This is a genomic window from Rhodoferax sp. (assembly GCF_044236835.1).
In the GTDB taxonomy this organism is placed as follows: Bacteria; Pseudomonadota; Gammaproteobacteria; order Burkholderiales; family Burkholderiaceae_C; genus Allorhodoferax.
On sequence record NZ_JBIIGC010000001.1, the window covers coordinates 318,762 to 335,543 of the forward strand.

Here is a 16,782-nt window from a genome sequence, read left to right on the forward strand (position 1 = left end):
GTTGCGCTAGAGTCTAACGCAACTTAATTGCGTTTACTGCCATACCGCAACACAATTGCATTTTTAAAGGCACGCCATGGCGACCCAGTCTTTGCCCTCCGACCCGATTGACGCGCTCCTGTCCGCGCACGGTCTGCGCCGTACTTCGGCCGCGCGGCGTGTGCTGGGCTGGTTGCTGGCGCACCCCGACACCAGCTACACCCACGCGCAGTTGCAGGCGGCCCTGGTGGGTGCAGACACCGAGGCGGCAACGCCGCTGGACCGCGTCACGCTGTACCGCTTGATTGACCGCCTGACCCAGGTTGGCCTCTTGCTCTGCCGGGTCGACAGCCAACGGGTGCGCCGCTACCAGGCCATGCCGCCCAGCGTGCAGGCTACGCCGCACTTTGAGTGCCAGAGCTGCCACCGCGACAGCCCGCTGGCGGGCGCCCTGCGCGCCAATGCCGACGACCTGGAGAAAGCCGCACAAACCGCCATCGAAGCCCTGAGGGCTTTGGGCTACCAAGACATGCACATGGACTTTGCGGTGCGCGGTGTGTGCGCCGACTGCGCTGGTGCCACGCCCGCATGATCGAGTCGCACAACCTGGCGTTTGCCTACCCCCGTGGGGTGGAGCTGGCGTTTGCCGATGTGAACTTGGCGCAAGGCGGCGTGCTGCTGCTGCGCGGCCCCTCGGGCAGCGGCAAATCCACCTGGTTGGCTTTGGTGGCGGCGCTGCTGGCGCCTACACGGGGCACTTTGACGGTTGCAGGCCAGAGCCTGGGCGCGCTGCGGGGCGCAGCGGCAGACGCGTGGCGCGCGCGGGCCGTCGGTTTTTTGCCGCAAAGGCTGCATCTGAGTGCGGCCCTCTCGGTGCAGGACAACCTGCACATGGCCCAGTGGGCCAGCGGCCAGGCTGAAGACCGCCAGCGGGTGCGCGCCGCCTTGGAAGCCTTGGGTGTGGCCGAGTTCGCACAGCGCAAGCCGGCGCAGCTCTCGGGCGGCCAGGCCCAGCGGGTGGCACTGGCGCGCGCGGTGCTGGCGCAGCCGCAGGTGCTGCTGGCCGATGAACCCACCGCCAGCCTGGACGATGCCGCGGCCGCAAGTGCCGTGAATTTGTTGCTGCACACGGCGGCGCAGCAGCAGGCCACGCTGGTGATCGCCACCCACGACGCGCGCGTTGCGGCGCTGATTGCGCAGCAGCGCGGTGGTTTGGCTTCGGTGCACACCTTGCAACTCGAAGCGGGGCAATCGCGCACTGCGCATGCGTACCCGGCACATGCGGCCCCTGGACCTGCGCAGTCCGCGCTGCCGCGTTCTGGCACCGGTGGCCACGCATGAAGACCTTGTGGTTTGCCTGGCGGTACCTCTGGTCGCGCCCGCTGACGGCGGCACTCAATGTGCTGTTGCTGAGCTTGGGGTTGGCGTCGGTCACGTTCTTGCTGCTGGTCGGCGCCCAAATCAGCCGGGCTTTTGAGCGCGATCTGGCAGGCATTGATGTGGTGGTGGGTGCCAAGGGCAGCCCCATGCAGCTCATCTTGTCGGGCGTGCTGCACATCGATGTGCCGCCGGGCAATGTGCCACTCGTCACCGTCGACGCCTTGCGCACCCACCCGATGGTGGCCAGCATCGTACCCATCAGCTTGGGGGACAACGTGCAGGGCTTTCGCATTGTGGGCACCTCGCACGATTACCTGCGCCTCTACGAGGCCCGCTTTGCCGCAGGCGCGCCCTGGACTGCGCCCATGGAAGTGGTGCTGGGTGCCGCCGTGGCCCGCAGCTTGGGTTTGGCCCTGGGCAGCACCTTTGCCGGTACCCATGGACTGGGTACCGGCGGCCACGTGCATGGCGACAGCCTCTACACCGTGGTGGGCGTGCTTGCGCCCAGCGGGGGTGTGCTGGACCGGTTGGTGCTGACCGATACCGAATCGGTCTGGAAAGTGCATGAAGATGCCACCGCGCTGGACGACGATGACCGCGCGGCCATGCGGGAAGACCGCGAAATCACCATGGCGCTGGTCCGCTACGCCACGCCCATGGCTGCCATGAGTTTTCCGCGTTTCGTCAATACCACCACCGAGCTGCAAGCCGCCGCACCGGCGCTGGAAATCACCCGGCTGCTGTCGATGGTGGGGCTGGGCACCGACGTGTTGCGCGCGTTTGCCGGGGTGCTGCTGCTCACTGCGGGCTTGAGCGTGTTCATTGCGCTGTGGGGCGCGGTGCGTGAGCGCCGTGCGGATCTGGCCTTGCTGCGCATGCTGGGCGCACCACCGGCCAAAGTGGCGTCACTGCTGCTGTGCGAATCGCTGTGGCTGGGCTTGCTGGCCACCGGCCTGGGGCTGCTGCTGGGGCAGGGCTGTGCTGTCGCGCTGGGCTGGATGTTGGCGCTGGACCAGACCCTGTTGGTGGGTGGATTGATCTGGCCGCCTGCGTTGTGGCTGGTGCCTGCCATGGCCTTGGGCGTGGCGGTGGTGTCGGCGTTGCTGCCTGCCTGGGGGGCTTACCGGGTAGGTGTTTTGGAGTTGCTTCAATGAAAGAGGAAATGATGAAAAAACTGATGCTTGCTGCTGTGCTGTCCGTGTTAGCTGTGTCCGCCGCTGTCGCGCAAAGCGGCCACAGCGATAAGGAAACCAAAGAAGACATCGCGCGCCACCGCGCCATGGCCGCCGCACACGAAGCTGCCGCCAAGTGCCTGGAGTCGGGCAAAAAAGAAGACGTGTGCACCAAGGAATTGCAGGCCGCCTGCAAGGGGCTTGCCATCGGAAAGTACTGCGGGATGAAACACGTCCACTAAACTGCGCCGCGTTACAAGGAGCGCACCATGAGAAGCAAGGCACTGCTGTGGACACTGACGCTGGCCTGGACCCTGGGGTCTGTGGCCGCCACCGCACAGTCCAGCGCACCAACGCTGAGCCCGCCGCTGCTCAGTCCGCCTATCGCTGGCGGCATTCCGGCGGGCACCGGTGCTGGAGTGCACAGCCCCAACAGCCCCTTTGCCCCCTTGCAAGAGCGCAGCGACGTGCTGGCGTGGTCGGTGCTCACCGCAGTAAAAACCCGCACCGAGCGCAACCGCATCCTGCCGGTGTTCCCCGCTGATGTGCGCGCTCTAGGCAAGACCACGCAGCGGGTGCAGGGCTTCATGATGCCGCTGCAGCCGGGCGAGCGGCAAAGGCACTTTTTGCTCAGCTCGGTGCCCTTGACCTGCTCGTTTTGCGTGCCCGGCGGACCCGAAAGCATGGTCGAAGTGCGCACCAAAACGCCAGTGCGCTATGTGATGGAGCCGGTGGTGGTGGAGGGGCAGTTCACTGTGCTCGACGATGACCCCTACGGTCTGTACTACAGGATGACCGACGCGGTGGCAGTCAAGTAACTGCACCGCTCCCTGGGCGCGCTGTACCGTTTAAGGCGCCAGTTGCCAGGGGCCTTGTGTCAGGTCCACCACCGCACCGGTTGCGGCAGAGTGCTCAGCGGCCAAGCCGATAACCACGGCCGCAATGCCGTCGTGCAAGCTCACCTCGACCGCGCCGCGTCCGCATACCACATCGAGAAACTTTTGGTGCTGGTAGAAGGTCGATCCGTTGTGGTCGCCCGCCGCCAGCAGCGCAGGGTCCACTGGCACCTCCAGCACCGAAGGTGGCGCGCCGTTGCGCGGGCTCACCGTGAGCTGCGCTACCGGCTGTTCACCGCGCTGTTCTCCGGGCCAAAAGCGGCTGGGGCCGGGCACCTTGCATTCGAGCTTGCCTACCGGGCCGACCAGGCTGATTTCTTCCTGGTAGCGCGAGCCCTCCGCAAACATGCACAGGTCCAAAAGCGCCCGGCGTTGGCCAGGAAAATCCAGCACCACAAAGGCGTTGTCCAGGATGTCGGGCTGCTCTCCACCGTAGCGTTCATCCAGGTGGTTGTGGTTGTGCCCGCCCGAGGCAAACAGGCGCACCGGGTTGTCCCCCATGACCAGGCGCATCAGGTCAAAGAAGTGGCAGCATTTCTCCACCAGCGTGCCGCCGGTGTTGCGGTTGAAGCGGTTCCAGTCGCCCACCTTGTGCAAGAAGGGGTAGCGGTGCTCACGGATGGACAGCATCACGGCAGAGCCTGTGGCCTGGGCGCTGTGGGCCTCGTGCACAAAGCGGGTGATGGCCGGCATGTAGCGGTACTCCATCGCTGTCCAGACGGGCGCTGCCATGGTATGCGCCAAAGTGCGCAGCCGGGCCACTTCAGACAAGTGGGTGGCCACCGGTTTTTCTACCAGCACCGGGATTTTGCGGGCCGCAAAGATGGTCTCCAGCTGCGCGGTGTGGCAGTGGTTGGGGCTGGTGATGACCAGGGCGTCCAGCTCTGGCAGGGCCAGCAACGCATCGATCGATGGAGCCAGGGTGGCACCGGGTGCCAGGGCGTGGCTCTTGGCGCGCATCGCGTCGTCGGGCTCATAGATGGCCGCCACCTCGATCTCGGGCAGCAGCGCGATGTTGCGCAGGTGCTCCTGCCCCATCATTCCGCATCCCAGCATGGCGTATTTTTTTTTGGTCATGGGCGTCTCTCGTTGTCGTCAGGGCCAGCGCGCACCGTAGTGCGCGCGCTCGGGATTGAACCACGTCTCGGAGTACTCCTCGGTGTGGCCGTTGGCCGCAAAAGCATGCCGCGTAATGTGACCGCAGCACGCCCCAGCGGCCAAGCCCAGCGTGGGCGGTGCCCAGCTAGGCACCAGGCCCACGCCGACGCGGTCGTTCACCGAGGCGATCCAAAAACCCAGGCGTTGCTCGTAAAAGTGATAGAGCGCCTCGCCCAAGTCTTGTGCGCGCAGCGTGGGTTGGTGGCGGCTGTCGAACCAAATTTCTTCCAGCGCGACCGGTACACCATCGAGCAAGCGCAAGCGCCGCAGGCGGTGGTAACGCGCCGCCCCATCGGCGTTGGGGTTGGCGCCCAGCACGGGCACGGCGCGTGGCCGCTTGCACAGTCTGAAGTCCAGGATGACAGCGCCCGGCAAGCCACCGCCTTGGGCCAGTTCCAAGTGTAAAAACTCGTAAATGCTTTTGGCCCCAGCGCGTGGCCGCACCGGCAACTGCACATAGGTGCCCGAGCCCTGGCGCTTGACCAGCAGGCCCTGGGCCACCAAGGCCGCCACGGATTTGCGGATGGTGCCCACCGCCGCGGCCAGCGTGTGGGACAACTCCTGCTCAGTGGGAAAGCGTTCACCGTTTTTCCAGCGCCCCGCGGCAATTTCGCGCGCCAGTTTTTCCTGGATGCGCACATACAGCGGCAGGGGGCGGGGCGCGATGGGCATGCGGTGAGATGGGGCAGGGTGCTTGGGGATTGACGAAATCATACACAATTCATACACTTTTTTGCCAACTCAACAAAGGTTCTGAAAATGCAAGTTGTACCGGTCAAGAGCGAGCACCTGGATGCTGCAGAAGTTGCATGGTTTGCACCGCTGTGCTCCGACGACTACCGCCACCTCGGTGTGCCCGAGGGTGATTTGCGCAGCAGCTGGGAGAACACCTATGCGGTGGCCAAGCTGGCCGACAAGCTGGGTTATCGCAACATTTTGTGCCCCTCGTCGTACCAGGTGGGGCAAGACACCTTGAGCTTTGTGGCGGCCATGGCGCCGCTTACCCACCGCATGAACTTCCTCGCCGCCATCCGCTGCGGCGAAATGCAGCCCATCATGCTGGCGCGCACCGTGGCCACGTTGGACCACATGCTCAAGGGCCGCTTGATCTTGAATGTCATTTCCTCCGACTTTCCGGGCGAGACCGCCAGCAACGAGCACCGCTACCAGCGCTCCAAAGAAGTCGTCGAAATCCTCAAGCAGGCCTGGACGCAAGATGAGATCAACTACGCTGGCCAGGTCTACCAGTTCAAGGGCCTCACCACCGACCCGGTGCGCCCCTACCAGACCGGCGGGCCGCTGCTGTACTTTGGTGGCTACTCACCCCAGGCCGTGGACCTGTGCGCGCAGCACTGCGACGTGTACCTGATGTGGCCCGAGACCGAGGAAGAACTGGCTGGCCGCATGCGGGTGGTGCACGAGCGGGCGCAGCACTACGGGCGCGTCATTGACTACGGCTTGCGGGTGCATATGGTCGTGCGCGACACCGAGCAAGAGGCGCGCGAGTACGCCGCAGAGCTGGTCAGCCAGCTCGATGACGACGTGGGCCGCAAGATCCGCGAACGCGCACTCGATGCCAAGAACTACGGTGTGTCCTTGCAGGCCAAGAACCTCGACCTGTCGGACGCCGAGGGCTACATCGAGCCCCACCTCTGGACCGGCGTTGGGCGCGCGCGCTCGGGCTGTGGCGCAGCGTTGGTGGGCAGCGTCGACCAGGTCATGAGCAAGATCGAGCGCTACCAAAAAATGGGCATCCGCGCCTTCATTTTTTCGGGTTACCCGCATTTGCAGGAGTGCGAGATTTTTGGCAGCAAGGTGCTGCCGCAACTCAAAACCTGCTCACTGCCCGAGGTCTATGGACGCGTCCCCAAGGGCGTGCCGGACACGCCCTTGGGGCAGGGCGTTAGGCGCTAAAGCACGCGTCCATAAAGTCCAACATCGCCATCCAGTCCTCCAGCGCGTGGCTGTGGCCGCCTTCGCGGAACTGGATGGCGATGCGCTCGGGCACTCCGAGCCAGCGGTACACCTCAGCGGCAGCTTCGTGGGTGCGTTGCGTTCCGTGCGGGTTGGCCCAGGCGTCGCCCAAGGCTTCGGTGCACAGCAGTGCGCGTGGTGCGATCAGGGCTTTCAAAAAATGCTGGTCGATGGGTAGCTCGGTGTCGCGGCCGCAATAGCTGCGTGCGGCTGGTGCCAGCCAGTGGGGAAAGGCGTGCACCAGGTCGGTGAGTGTCTCGGCGCCGGGGTTGCGCACCCGAAAGCAGCCTGCGCCAGCAGCGCCCGAGTTGTTGGCGCCTGTCACTGCGATGCGCGCGTCGGTGGCGCCCGCCAGCAATGCCGCTTTGCCGCCGCGCGAGTGGCCCACGATGGCGATGCGGTTGCCGTCTACCTCGGGCAGTTGCAGTAGGGCGTCAACGACCCGGTGAAAGCCCCAGGCCCACGCGGCGATCGCCGCCACGGGTTGGTCTGCCAGCGCATCGCAGGTGGTTTGCGCATCGGGGGCTGCGTGGTCGGAGAACACCTCGGTGCGGTTGAATTCGGCCAGGGCGTAGCCGCGTGCCAGCACTGCGGCCTGTACCGCCTCGGTAGCGTACGACCAACAAGCGTCGCCGTGCAGCAGTACCGCAAGCGGACCGTCTCTGGGGGGCAGCCAAAGCGTCAGCGTGCAGACACCCAAGCCATCCGCCCGCACCCGCTGCGAACGCTTGCGCACGCCCGGCATCCGCGCCACCTTGGCGTCGTGCAGCAGCTCGCATTGCACGCGTTCTGGCACGCGCGGCAGCGCGCCGTACAGCGTGGACAGCAGCAGGTGTTGCAGTTCTTCGCGCCGACGCTGCCAGTCGGCCAGATCCCGTACCGGCTCACCGCGCTCCAGGCGCATCAGCGGCGGCAAATCGGCGACTTCGTGGACGGTCGGGTGGGCGGTCTGAAAGGGGGGTGTCGACGGGTTCATAGGTGGAAACCATAGCACTTTCGCCGGGGGCGGCGGGTTAGCATGTTTGGCGATCTTTTCCACCTCATACGGAGTTTCCATGGCCTCACGTTTTTCTACCTTGCACCGCGCCCTCGCGGTGTCCGCAGTCGCAACCGCAGCCGCTTCTGCAGCGCACGCGGGCGACATCCGGGTGATGTGCTACCAAGACGGCATTGAGTGCGAAGTCACCGCCGCCATTGCCAAGCGCTTTGAAGCGGCCAACCCTGGCACCAAGGTGATCATCGACACCGTGCCCTACAAGACCATCGTAGAGCAGTTGCCGGTGCAACTGGCGGCAGGGCAGGGGCCCGACATTGCGCGCGTCACCGACCTGGGCGGCCTGTCTAAGTACTACCTTGATGTGGCGCCCCACCTCAAAGACACCCGGTATTTCGAAACCAACTTTGGCTCCACCTTGCCCTGGTTGCGCCCCACGGCAGGCGACAAGGGCATTTACGGTTTCATGTCGCAGCTGACCATGACCGGCCCCTACGTCAACAAGACCTTGTTCGAGCAAGCCAAGGTGGCGCTGCCCGGCCCCAAGGCCACCTGGGACGAATGGGTAGAAGCCGCCCGCAAAGTTGCGAAAGCCACGCAAACCCCGTTTGCACTGGCCTGGGACCGCTCCGGCCACCGCTTCGCTGGCCCGGCCATCAGCTACGGCGCCAAGATTTTTGATGCCAAAGGCGATTTGGTCATTGACGATGGCTACAAAACCACGGTCAACAAGTTTGTGGGCTGGCACAAAGACGGCGCCATGCTGCGCGACGTCTGGGCGGGCTCGGGCGGCTCCACCTACGCCGACTCCATTGGCGAGTTCAAGAACGGTCGCGTGGTGATGGTGCTGTCGGGCTCCTGGCAGATCAACCGCCTCAAGAAGGACATCGGTGACGCTTTTGACTGGGCCGCTGTGCCCAACCCCTGCGGCCCGGCGGCCTGTACCGGCATTCCCGGGGGCGCTGCATGGGTGGCATTGAAGACCTCCAAGTCGCCCAAAGAGGTGGCCATGTTCCTGGAGTTCATGGCCCAGGAAGACAACTACGCTGAGTTCGTGGGCAAGACCGAGAACATCCCTGCCCACGCTGGCTTGGCCCGCAAAGGCATTGCCTACCCCAGCGCCACACCGGGTGCACGCGCTGCACTGGGCGTGTTCAGCAGCGGCGTGGCTAGCTTGGCACCCGCGGCCTACCAGTTCCAGGGTTACAGGTTCAACCGCGCCATCATGCTGCCCACCGTGGCCCGCGTGACCCAGGCCATCGTGGGTGAGGTGTCGGTGGACGAGGCGCTTGCCAAGATCAACTCTGACATGGTCGATGCGGTCAAGCAGGCGCAGAAGTAAGCCTGCCACTTGACCCAGCGGTACGCCATTCCCACCCACAAGGTACGACGGCCACCCCGTACGCGACGCCGAGCGTCGGAGGTACCACGCAGTGTGCCCAGGTGCACTGCGTGGGGCGTACCCCCACTTAGGACACCGTGCCCATTCTGATGCGCGCTTTGGCGCTTTTTTTCAATTGCTTTGAGCCACTGTTTCGGCTGGGCCAGCGCGTGCTCGGCCACTCGCGCATTGGCTGGTTGTTTGTCGGCCCGAACCTGTTCATCTTCGGGCTGTTTACCTTTTTGCCCATCCTCATCAACTTCGCCTATGCGCTGACTGGTGGGGTGAACCTGATGCCGCTGCAGCGGCCCTACACGGGGGTAGAAAACTTTGCGATTCTGCTGGAGTGCAAAAACTACTTCGACATTCAATCCTGCCGCAAAGACGTTTTCTGGCGCGCCATTATCAACACCGTGCAGTTCAGCCTGATTCAGGTGGTGTTGATGGTGTTCTTCTCGCTGGTCACCGCCTTGGTGCTTAACCGCAAGATCATTGGGCGTGGTTTTTGGCGGGGCGTGTTTTTCTACCCCGTGCTGCTCTCGCCGGTGGTGGTGGCCCTTATCTGGAAGTGGCTGCTGCAAAACCAGGGCGTGTTCAACGCGCTGCTGGTCGGCGCAGGCCGTGCGCCGGTGGAGTGGCTCACCGATGGCAGTTGGGCGTTTTTCTGGACGGTGTTTGTGTCCATCTGGGCGCACATGGGCTTTTACACCCTGATTTTGCTGGCCGGTTTGCAGGCCATTCCCAAAGATATGTACGAGGCCGCCGAGATGGACGCCGCCTCGCCCTGGCGCACGCTGCGCCGCATCACCTTGCCGCTGCTCTTGCCCAACCTGATCGTGGTGTTGGTGCTGGCCATGATCCGTGCGGTGCAGATTTTTGACGAGGTGTTTGTGCTCACCGGCGGCGGCCCCGGCTCGGCCACCACCTTCATCGTGCAGTTCATTTACCAGACCGGTTTTGCCGAACAGATTCACCTGTACGGCTTGGCTGCGGCCGCTTCTTTGATACTGGCCCTGGGCCTCATGCTGCTCACCTTTGTGCAGCTGCGGCTCACCCGCGCCGAGCAGGCCGGACAGCGGGCACGCTAGGGCACGCCAGAGGACTCCATGCGCCATTTCCTCACCCGCACCCGTGGCCGCCTGCGCTTTGACTGGACCGATTGGCTGAGTTACGCCTACCTGATGGTGGGCCTGTTCACCATGTTTGCGCCCATCGTGTGGCTGGTCATGTCGTCGCTCAAGACGGAGAGCGCCATCAGCCAGTTTCCGCCGAGTTTTCTGCCCTACAGCCAAAAGACGGTGCAGGTGCAGGGCTTCGATAAGCCCTTGCCTTTGTTTTTGACCAAAACCCCGCAGGGCACGCTGCAGCCCATGGCGCAGGTGCGGCGCATCGGCATCATGGCCACCATGGTGGACCCCGCCGCCCCCGAGCAAACCATCAAGGTCAATATCAACGACCGCACACCCATCAACGCCTTGCAGTTCGCCTGGGGCAATTACACCGACCTGTTCAAGAAGTTCGACTTTGGCCGCTACCTCTGGAACAGCGTGTTCATCACCGTGGTGGCCACGCTGCTGACCTTGCTGGTCAACTCCATGGCCGCGTTTGCCTTGTCCAAGTACCGCTTCCGTGGGCAAAAAACGGTGTTCATGCTGATCATCGCCACGCTGATGATTCCACCCACCATCGTGCTGGTGCCGGTGTTTTTGGTCATCAACAGCGTGGGTCTGCTCAACAACCTCTGGGGCGTGATCCTGCCGGCCATTGCCACGCCCACGGGCGTGTTTTTGCTGCGCCAGTACATGCTCACGATTCCCGACGAATTGCTGGAGGCCGCCCGCATGGACCACGCCAGCGAGTGGCGCATTTACTGGCGCATCATCCTGCCGCTGTCGGCCCCCGCCTTGGCGGTGCTCGCCATTTTCTCGGTGATGTGGCGCTGGAATGACTTTTTGCTGCCGCTGATCGTGCTGTCGCAGTCGGAGTTCTTCACGCTGCAGCTCGCGCTCAACTCCTTCCAGGGTGAGCTCAACACACAGTGGAATTACTTGCTGGCGATGACGGTGATCACCCTGCTGCCCATCACCCTGGTTTTCGCCTTTTTGCAAAAGTACATCACCACCGGAATCGCCGGTGCCGGTGTGAAGTAAGTCTGTTCCGAAGGACGCACGCGTGGCCCATCTTGCGCTCTCCCGCATCACCAAATCGTTCGACCGCACCACCGTCCTGCACGGCATCGACCTGACCGTCGAAGATGGTGAGTTTGTGGTCTTTGTCGGCCCCTCGGGCTGCGGCAAATCCACGCTCCTGCGCACCATCGCCGGTCTGGAGTCGCCCACCTCGGGCGACATCACCATCGACAACCAAAACGTCAACGCAGTGTCCGCCGCCAACCGCGGCTGCGCCATGGTGTTCCAGTCCTACGCGCTGTACCCGCACATGACGGTGTACGACAACATGGCATTTGGCCTGGAGAACATGGGCGTGGCCAAGGCCGCCGTGGCCCAAAAGGTGAATGCCGCCGCCCAGCAGTTGCGACTGAACGACTTGCTCCAGCGCAAGCCCACGCAGCTCTCGGGCGGGCAGCGCCAGCGGGTGGCCATCGGCCGGGCGATCGTGCGCGAGCCCAAGCTGTTTTTGTTTGACGAGCCGCTGTCCAACCTGGATGCCGAGCTGCGCGTGTCCATGCGCATCGAGCTGCTCGAACTGCATGAGCGGCTGCAGGCCACCATGATTTATGTCACCCACGACCAGGTCGAAGCCATGACCATGGCCGACCGCATCGTGGTCATGCGCTCCGGCAAGATCGAGCAGGTCGGCGCGCCGCTGGAGCTGTACAACCGCCCGGCTAATGCCTTTGTGGCCGGCTTCATTGGCAGCCCGCGCATGAATCTGGTGGCCGCCGACGTGTTGCGCAGCGCAGGCGGTGATGCTCTGTTGACGCAGTTGCCAGCGCACACCCACACCGTGGGCCTGCGCCCCGAGCATGTGCTGATCGACGACGCCGGCGCCTTGCCTTATGCGGTGCGCCACGTCGAGCAAATGGGCGCCAGCAGCCTGCTGCATGGAACCATTGGCGACGGTGTGGCCTTCGATGTGGTGTGCACCGGCCAGACCACGGTCCATGCCGGGCAGCAGGTGCGGCTGGCGGCGCCCATCGACGCCTTGCATTGCTTTAATGCCGACGGCGTGCGCATCTGAACCTCGACGCCCGCTGACCCCTCCGCCCGGCGGGCTTCCTCTCATTTTTGGGACTTTGGTATGAACCCACTCGGACCCGCCCATGTGGCTTCTAGCACTGCGCAAGGCATTCAGGTTGCTTTGCCAGAAGGCGCAACATTTTCGGTGCAAGTGCTGGAGCCGCAGATGGTGCGGGTGCGCCTGCGCCTCGCCGGTGGCTACCGCGAGCCACGCACCTGGGCGATTGCACCGCAGGCTGGCACCGATGTGCCGTGGACCGGCCGCCAGCGCGAAGACCTCAGCGGCTTTTCTTGCCCTGCTGCACAGATGGAATCCGCTGCAGGCCAAGTCACGCTGCGCACCCCGGCGCTGCAACTTACGCTCCACACGCAGCCGCTGTCGCTGCAGTGGCACGATGCACAAGGCCGCCCACTGGTGCGCGACCGCGCCACCTCCGCCTACTTTGCCAGTAGCCGCACCGGTGCGGTGCGCCACTACCTGGAGCGCGACCGCGCCGAGCGCTACTACGGCCTGGGCGACAAGACGGGCCCGCTCAACCTGCATGGACGGCGCCTGCGCACGCTGGCGCTGGACGCCCTGGGCTACGACCCCCACAGCGGGGACCCGCTGTACAAACACTGGCCCTTTGTGCTGACCCGCGCGCCCAGCGGCATGTGGTGGGGTATCTACTACGACACCCTGGCCGCCTGCACCTTCGACCTGGGCCAAGAGCACGACAACTACCACGAGCTGTTCCGCTACGTGGAGATCGACGACGGCGACCTCGACTACTACCTGATGGTGGGCAGCACGCCGGGCGAGGTCATCGCCCAGTTCGTCCAGCTCATTGGCGGCACCCACCTGCCGCCGCGCTGGTCGGTGGGCTACGGCCAAACCGCCATGGGCCTGGCCGATGCGCCCGACGCGCAGGCGCAGCTCGATGGCTTTATGGACCGTATTGGCCAAGAAAACATTCCGTGCTCCTCCTTCCATTACGGCTCGGGCTACTCGTCCAAGGGCAAGCGCCGCTATGTGTTCACCTGGAACCACAGCAAGTTCCCCGACCCCAAGGCGCTCAACGCCAAGTTCCGGCGCCAAGGCATGCACCTGATTGCCAACATCAAGCCCTGCCTGCTCGACGACCACCCGGCCTATGCCGAGGTGGCGGCAGCCGGCGGCTTTATCCAACACGGCGAGCACGGCGCGCCGGTGGTGGAGCAGTTTTGGGACGGCGTGGGCTCGCACCTGGACTTCAGCAGCCCGGCGGTGATCGATTGGTGGAAAGCGCAGCTCAAGGCGCAGGTGCTGGACTACGGCATCGACGTCGGCTGGAACGACAACAACGAGTACGCCATCATGGACGACGGCGCCACCTGCCACGGCTTTGGCAGCCCCATGCCCATGCACCGCGCCCGCCCGCTGCACGCCATGTTGATGACCCGCGCCAGCCTGGAAGCCCAGGTGGCGCACGACGGCACGGCGCAGGTCTACAGCGTCTCGCGCGGTGGCGCGCCGGGCGTGCAGCGCTACGCCCAAACCTGGTCGGGCGACAACACCACCAGCTGGGAGACGCTGCGCTGGAACATCCGCACCGGGCTGCAAATGTCACTCTCGGGCATGTTCAACGTGGGCCACGACGTGGGCGGCTTTGCTGGCCCGCTGCCGGACGCTGAAATGTTTGTGCGCTGGGTGCAGGCCTGCAGCCTCAACCCCCGCATGGTCATGAACTCCTGGAAGGCCGGCAACATCAGCAACGTGCCTTGGCTGCACCCCGAAGTCACGCCGCAGGTGGCCGACGCCATCCGCCTGCGCTACCGCCTCATGCCCTACCTGTGGTCTTTGTTTGAGCGCGCCACCACGGCCCACCAGCCCATCATCCGCCCCACGTTCTACGACTTCCCCGACGACCCAGCCTGCTACGCCGACTGCGACGACTTCATGCTGGGCGCGTCCATGCTGGTGGCACCCGTGGTGCACCCCGGCCAGCGCACGCGCACCGTGTACCTGCCCGCAGGTCCGGCGCATTGGGTCAACTTCCACACTGGCGCGCAGTTGGCCGCTGGTCAAACCCACACGGTGGACGCGCCCCTGGATACGCTGCCGCTGTTCGTGCGCGCAGGCAGTGCCATTCCCTTGGCCGATGCGGTGGATGGGCGCTACCACGTGGACAACCCGGTGAGTGAGGTGCGGCGGTTTTAGGGCTTAGCGCGCGACCCTCCCATCAAAACACACCATTCCCAAGACGCGATGTTTTGTCGGGGCGTCTTTGCCCCCGAAGCGCTGGACCCAGTTGACGCTAGCTCGGTGCACAAGCGCCATCTGTTCCGAGCGTAGAAAGCAACTGACTTCTATGCAAGTCTGCTTTCACACTTGTCTTCCGTATTAAAGATTGATTTAATGTGACTCCCTTCAATTAAAGAAATCTTTCACACCATGCGCCGCACAGGCACTTACGCCACCTCCACCACCCTGAACGAATCCGTTGAGGCATTCGTACCCAACCCGTTGCCGCCCACCAAGCCGGTGCTGGCCGTGGAGTGCTACATGGAGGCCAATCGAGATGCAGAGATGGCACTGGCACGGCTGTCCGGGGTGTCGGGCTTGGTGCCTTCGGTCGATTGGCTGCTTTACAGCGCCATTCGCAAAGAGGCGCTGCTGACCTCGCAGATCGAGGGCACGCAAGCCTCATTGGCCGACTTGTTCGACGACGAAGCGGGCTTTGCGGTCAGCAACACCGACGATGTGGAAGAGGTCACCAATTACCTGCGCGCGTTCAGGCTGGTGCAGCACAACCTGCGCGACCCGGGTGGGCTGCCCTTGTGTGTGCGGCTGTTGTGCGATGCCCACCGGCTGCTGATGGATGGTGTGCGGGGCACTGGCAAGCAGCCGGGCGAGTTGCGCCGGACACAGAACTGGATTGGTGGCCCACAGCCAGGCAAAGCGGTGTTTGTGCCGCCGCCGCCCGAGCGGGTGGCCGATTTGCTGGCCGACCTGGAGCGGTTCATCCACGGTGCGCCTGACAAAGGCTTGCCGCCCTTGGTCAAGATCGCTTTGGTCCACGCGCAGTTTGAAACCATCCATCCCTTTTTGGACGGCAACGGGCGCATTGGCAGGTTACTGATTGCGGCCCTGCTGGAGCATTGGCAGTTGTTGCCCGAGCCCTTGATGTACCTCAGCGGTTACTTGAAGCAGCACCAGGGCGAGTACTACCGACGGCTGTCTGGCATCCGCACCGAGGGGGACTGGGAGGGATGGGTCTCGTTTTTTCTGGAAGGCGTCACCGAGGCCGCGACGGACGCCGAGCGCAGCATTGTCGCCATTGCTACTTTGGTGGCAGCCCATCGGCGCACGCTGCTGGCTTCGCCCAAGGCAGGCCCCGCCAGCTACCGGCTTTTTGAGATGCTGCCCATGATGCCGCGCTTCACCATTGAGCGGGTGCGCCAGAGCTTGGGCACCAGTTTCCCGACGGCCAATGCCGCGGTACAACTGCTGGAAAAGTTGGGCATGGTGACCGAACTGACTGCACAGAAGAAGAACCGCATTTACAGCTACCAGCCTTACATTGAGTTGTTGACTTGAGGGTGCCAGGGAGCCTGATGACGGAAGACCAACTTGAGCAAGAAGCCCTAGGCTGGCTGCGCGACGTCAGTTAGCCCCAACGCTACGGCCCGCAACCCCCACCTAAGGCGCCAACCGCTCCCGCACCCACCCCCCATCCTCCGCCTTCGAGTACCGCAGCCGGTCGTGCAACCGGCTTCTGCGTCCTTGCCAAAACTGCCAAGCGTCGGGCTGGAGCCGGTAGCCGCCCCAGTGCGGTGGGCGCGGTGGTTGCAGCACAAACTGCGCGGCGTACTTGGCGGCGTTGGCGACCAGCACGCCGCGCCCACTGATGACCTCGCTCTGGGGCGAGGCCCAGGCGCCTATGCGTGAGTCCAGCGGGCGGCTGTGGAAGTAGGCGTCGCTCTCGGCGTCGCTCACTTTTTCGACCACGCCTTCGATGCGCACCACGCGCTCCAACTCCACCCAATGGAATTGCAGTGCCGCAAACGGGTTGCCCGCCAGCTCGCGGCCCTTGCGGCTCTCAAAATTGGTGTACCAAACGATGCCGCGCGCGTCGTAGCCCTTGATCAGCACCACCCGGGTAGATGGCCGCAGGTCGCCGCCCACGGTGGCCAGCGTCATCGCATTGGGTTCGGGGAGCTGGCCAGAGATGGCCTCTTTCAGCCATTGGTCAAACTGCTGCAGCGGGTCGGCGTGCGAGGCGCTCTCGTCGAGTTCGGCGCGTTCGTAGCTCTTGCGGAGGTCGGCGATGTTTTGGGAGGGTAGGGACACCATCTTTCGATGATATCCCCCCCTAAGAACCGTACATGCGAGTTTCCCAGCATACGGCTCACGCACGACCACCGGCTACACAGCGTCAACAGGTTGCATAACCCTCGACCGCTTCACCAGATTAAAGTCCCCGTGCTGGGACCGGCTTGATAACCTGCAAACCTAGGGCGTGGACACGCCTGTGACAAATCGGGTGCAGCAGCACCCGATTGGAGAGAGCATCGCTCCCGCCTAGCTGCCGATAGACGGTATGGTGGTCGTCCATGTTCTCATCAGCCATGTCGATATCTTGCTCACAGTGAGCGCACTCACCACCCTGGTCGAACCACAGCGAGG

The 16,782-nt window shown here is 64.1% G+C and carries 17 protein-coding genes; 12 read left to right on the top strand and 5 right to left on the bottom strand.

Annotated elements, in window-relative coordinates:
- Positions 1–76 precede the first annotated feature (76 nt).
- The 5 genes from ACILRC_RS01475 to ACILRC_RS01495 are packed head-to-tail and all read left to right on the top strand — an operon-like array spanning position 77 to position 3,349.
- Complete coding sequence (locus tag ACILRC_RS01475) at positions 77–571, top strand: Fur family transcriptional regulator (protein WP_395667546.1); 495 nt, start codon at positions 77–79, stop codon at positions 569–571.
- A complete protein-coding gene (locus ACILRC_RS01480) occupies positions 568–1,320 on the top strand; it encodes an ATP-binding cassette domain-containing protein (protein ID WP_395667547.1) in 753 nt (250 codons plus the stop codon). The genes ACILRC_RS01475 and ACILRC_RS01480 overlap by 4 nt, the downstream gene beginning before the upstream one ends.
- Entirely contained in the window at positions 1,317–2,513 is a 1,197-nt protein-coding gene (locus ACILRC_RS01485) for an ABC transporter permease (RefSeq protein WP_395667548.1), read from the top strand. Before ACILRC_RS01480 ends, ACILRC_RS01485 begins: the two co-directional genes overlap by 4 nt.
- Before the next feature lie 11 nt (positions 2,514–2,524).
- On the top strand, positions 2,525–2,773 hold the full coding sequence (locus tag ACILRC_RS01490; protein ID WP_395667549.1) for a hypothetical protein: 249 nt from the start codon (positions 2,525–2,527) through the stop codon (positions 2,771–2,773).
- A 27-nt stretch (positions 2,774–2,800) separates the two neighbouring features.
- Positions 2,801–3,349: a hypothetical protein gene (locus tag ACILRC_RS01495; RefSeq protein WP_395667550.1), complete on the top strand. Its 549-nt coding sequence runs from the start codon at positions 2,801–2,803 to the stop codon at positions 3,347–3,349.
- Between the two features lie 30 nt (positions 3,350–3,379).
- On the opposite strand, the gene ACILRC_RS01500 is transcribed toward ACILRC_RS01495, so the two are convergent.
- Complete coding sequence (locus tag ACILRC_RS01500; RefSeq protein WP_395667551.1) at positions 3,380–4,504, bottom strand: Gfo/Idh/MocA family protein; 1,125 nt, start codon at positions 4,502–4,504, stop codon at positions 3,380–3,382.
- Between the two features lie 18 nt (positions 4,505–4,522).
- Positions 4,523–5,257: a GntR family transcriptional regulator gene (locus ACILRC_RS01505; RefSeq protein WP_395667552.1), complete on the bottom strand. Its 735-nt coding sequence runs from the start codon at positions 5,255–5,257 to the stop codon at positions 4,523–4,525.
- An 87-nt stretch (positions 5,258–5,344) separates the two neighbouring features.
- On the opposite strand from ACILRC_RS01505, the gene ACILRC_RS01510 reads away from it, so the two are divergent.
- Positions 5,345–6,499, top strand: a complete 1,155-nt coding sequence (locus ACILRC_RS01510; protein ID WP_395667553.1) for an LLM class flavin-dependent oxidoreductase — start codon at positions 5,345–5,347, stop codon at positions 6,497–6,499.
- On the opposite strand, the gene ACILRC_RS01515 is transcribed toward ACILRC_RS01510, so the two are convergent.
- Positions 6,489–7,535, bottom strand: coding sequence for a hypothetical protein (locus ACILRC_RS01515; RefSeq protein ID WP_395667554.1), 1,047 nt, complete (start codon positions 7,533–7,535; stop codon positions 6,489–6,491). The genes ACILRC_RS01510 and ACILRC_RS01515 overlap by 11 nt on opposite strands.
- Positions 7,536–7,614: 79 nt before the next feature.
- On the opposite strand from ACILRC_RS01515, the gene ACILRC_RS01520 reads away from it, so the two are divergent.
- The 6 genes from ACILRC_RS01520 to ACILRC_RS01545 all read left to right on the top strand — a co-directional run bounded on the left by ACILRC_RS01520 (position 7,615) and on the right by ACILRC_RS01545 (position 15,693).
- Positions 7,615–8,895 (top strand): ABC transporter substrate-binding protein, encoded by a 1,281-nt coding sequence (locus ACILRC_RS01520; RefSeq protein WP_395667555.1) that lies wholly within the window; start codon positions 7,615–7,617, stop codon positions 8,893–8,895.
- 137 nt (positions 8,896–9,032) lie between these two features.
- The gene (locus ACILRC_RS01525) at positions 9,033–10,022 is read left to right on the top strand and encodes a carbohydrate ABC transporter permease (protein WP_395667556.1); all 990 of its coding nucleotides are present in this window, start codon (positions 9,033–9,035) and stop codon (positions 10,020–10,022) included.
- An 18-nt stretch (positions 10,023–10,040) separates the two neighbouring features.
- Positions 10,041–11,084: a carbohydrate ABC transporter permease gene (locus ACILRC_RS01530; protein WP_395667557.1), complete on the top strand. Its 1,044-nt coding sequence runs from the start codon at positions 10,041–10,043 to the stop codon at positions 11,082–11,084.
- 22 nt (positions 11,085–11,106) lie between these two features.
- Positions 11,107–12,135: an ABC transporter ATP-binding protein gene (locus ACILRC_RS01535; RefSeq protein WP_395667558.1), complete on the top strand. Its 1,029-nt coding sequence runs from the start codon at positions 11,107–11,109 to the stop codon at positions 12,133–12,135.
- Positions 12,136–12,195: 60 nt separating this feature from the next.
- Positions 12,196–14,313: a TIM-barrel domain-containing protein gene (locus tag ACILRC_RS01540; protein WP_395667559.1), complete on the top strand. Its 2,118-nt coding sequence runs from the start codon at positions 12,196–12,198 to the stop codon at positions 14,311–14,313.
- A 234-nt stretch (positions 14,314–14,547) separates the two neighbouring features.
- Positions 14,548–15,693: a Fic family protein gene (locus ACILRC_RS01545; RefSeq protein ID WP_395667560.1), complete on the top strand. Its 1,146-nt coding sequence runs from the start codon at positions 14,548–14,550 to the stop codon at positions 15,691–15,693.
- Positions 15,694–15,795: 102 nt separating this feature from the next.
- Here the strand turns inward: ACILRC_RS01545 and pdxH are convergent, their stop codons facing one another.
- Positions 15,796–16,449 (bottom strand): pyridoxamine 5'-phosphate oxidase, encoded by a 654-nt coding sequence (gene pdxH / locus ACILRC_RS01550; protein WP_395667561.1) that lies wholly within the window; start codon positions 16,447–16,449, stop codon positions 15,796–15,798.
- 118 nt (positions 16,450–16,567) lie between these two features.
- The coding region (locus ACILRC_RS01555; RefSeq protein WP_395667562.1) for an HNH endonuclease at positions 16,568–16,782 on the bottom strand (215 nt) is incomplete at its 5' end.

Coding starts and splice junctions, on each gene's coding strand:
- ACILRC_RS01490 (WP_395667549.1), top strand. CDS start 2,525: ATGAAAAAACTGATGCTTGCTGCTGTGCTGTCCGTGTTAGCTGTGTCC.
- ACILRC_RS01515 (WP_395667554.1), bottom strand. CDS start 7,535: ATGAACCCGTCGACACCCCCCTTTCAGACCGCCCACCCGACCGTCCAC.
- ACILRC_RS01485 (WP_395667548.1), top strand. CDS start 1,317: ATGAAGACCTTGTGGTTTGCCTGGCGGTACCTCTGGTCGCGCCCGCTG.
- ACILRC_RS01500 (WP_395667551.1), bottom strand. CDS start 4,504: ATGACCAAAAAAAAATACGCCATGCTGGGATGCGGAATGATGGGGCAG.
- ACILRC_RS01510 (WP_395667553.1), top strand. CDS start 5,345: ATGCAAGTTGTACCGGTCAAGAGCGAGCACCTGGATGCTGCAGAAGTT.
- ACILRC_RS01545 (WP_395667560.1), top strand. CDS start 14,548: ATGCGCCGCACAGGCACTTACGCCACCTCCACCACCCTGAACGAATCC.
- ACILRC_RS01505 (WP_395667552.1), bottom strand. CDS start 5,257: ATGCCCATCGCGCCCCGCCCCCTGCCGCTGTATGTGCGCATCCAGGAA.
- ACILRC_RS01480 (WP_395667547.1), top strand. CDS start 568: ATGATCGAGTCGCACAACCTGGCGTTTGCCTACCCCCGTGGGGTGGAG.
- ACILRC_RS01540 (WP_395667559.1), top strand. CDS start 12,196: ATGAACCCACTCGGACCCGCCCATGTGGCTTCTAGCACTGCGCAAGGC.
- ACILRC_RS01530 (WP_395667557.1), top strand. CDS start 10,041: ATGCGCCATTTCCTCACCCGCACCCGTGGCCGCCTGCGCTTTGACTGG.
- pdxH (WP_395667561.1), bottom strand. CDS start 16,449: ATGGTGTCCCTACCCTCCCAAAACATCGCCGACCTCCGCAAGAGCTAC.
- ACILRC_RS01475 (WP_395667546.1), top strand. CDS start 77: ATGGCGACCCAGTCTTTGCCCTCCGACCCGATTGACGCGCTCCTGTCC.
- ACILRC_RS01495 (WP_395667550.1), top strand. CDS start 2,801: ATGAGAAGCAAGGCACTGCTGTGGACACTGACGCTGGCCTGGACCCTG.
- ACILRC_RS01520 (WP_395667555.1), top strand. CDS start 7,615: ATGGCCTCACGTTTTTCTACCTTGCACCGCGCCCTCGCGGTGTCCGCA.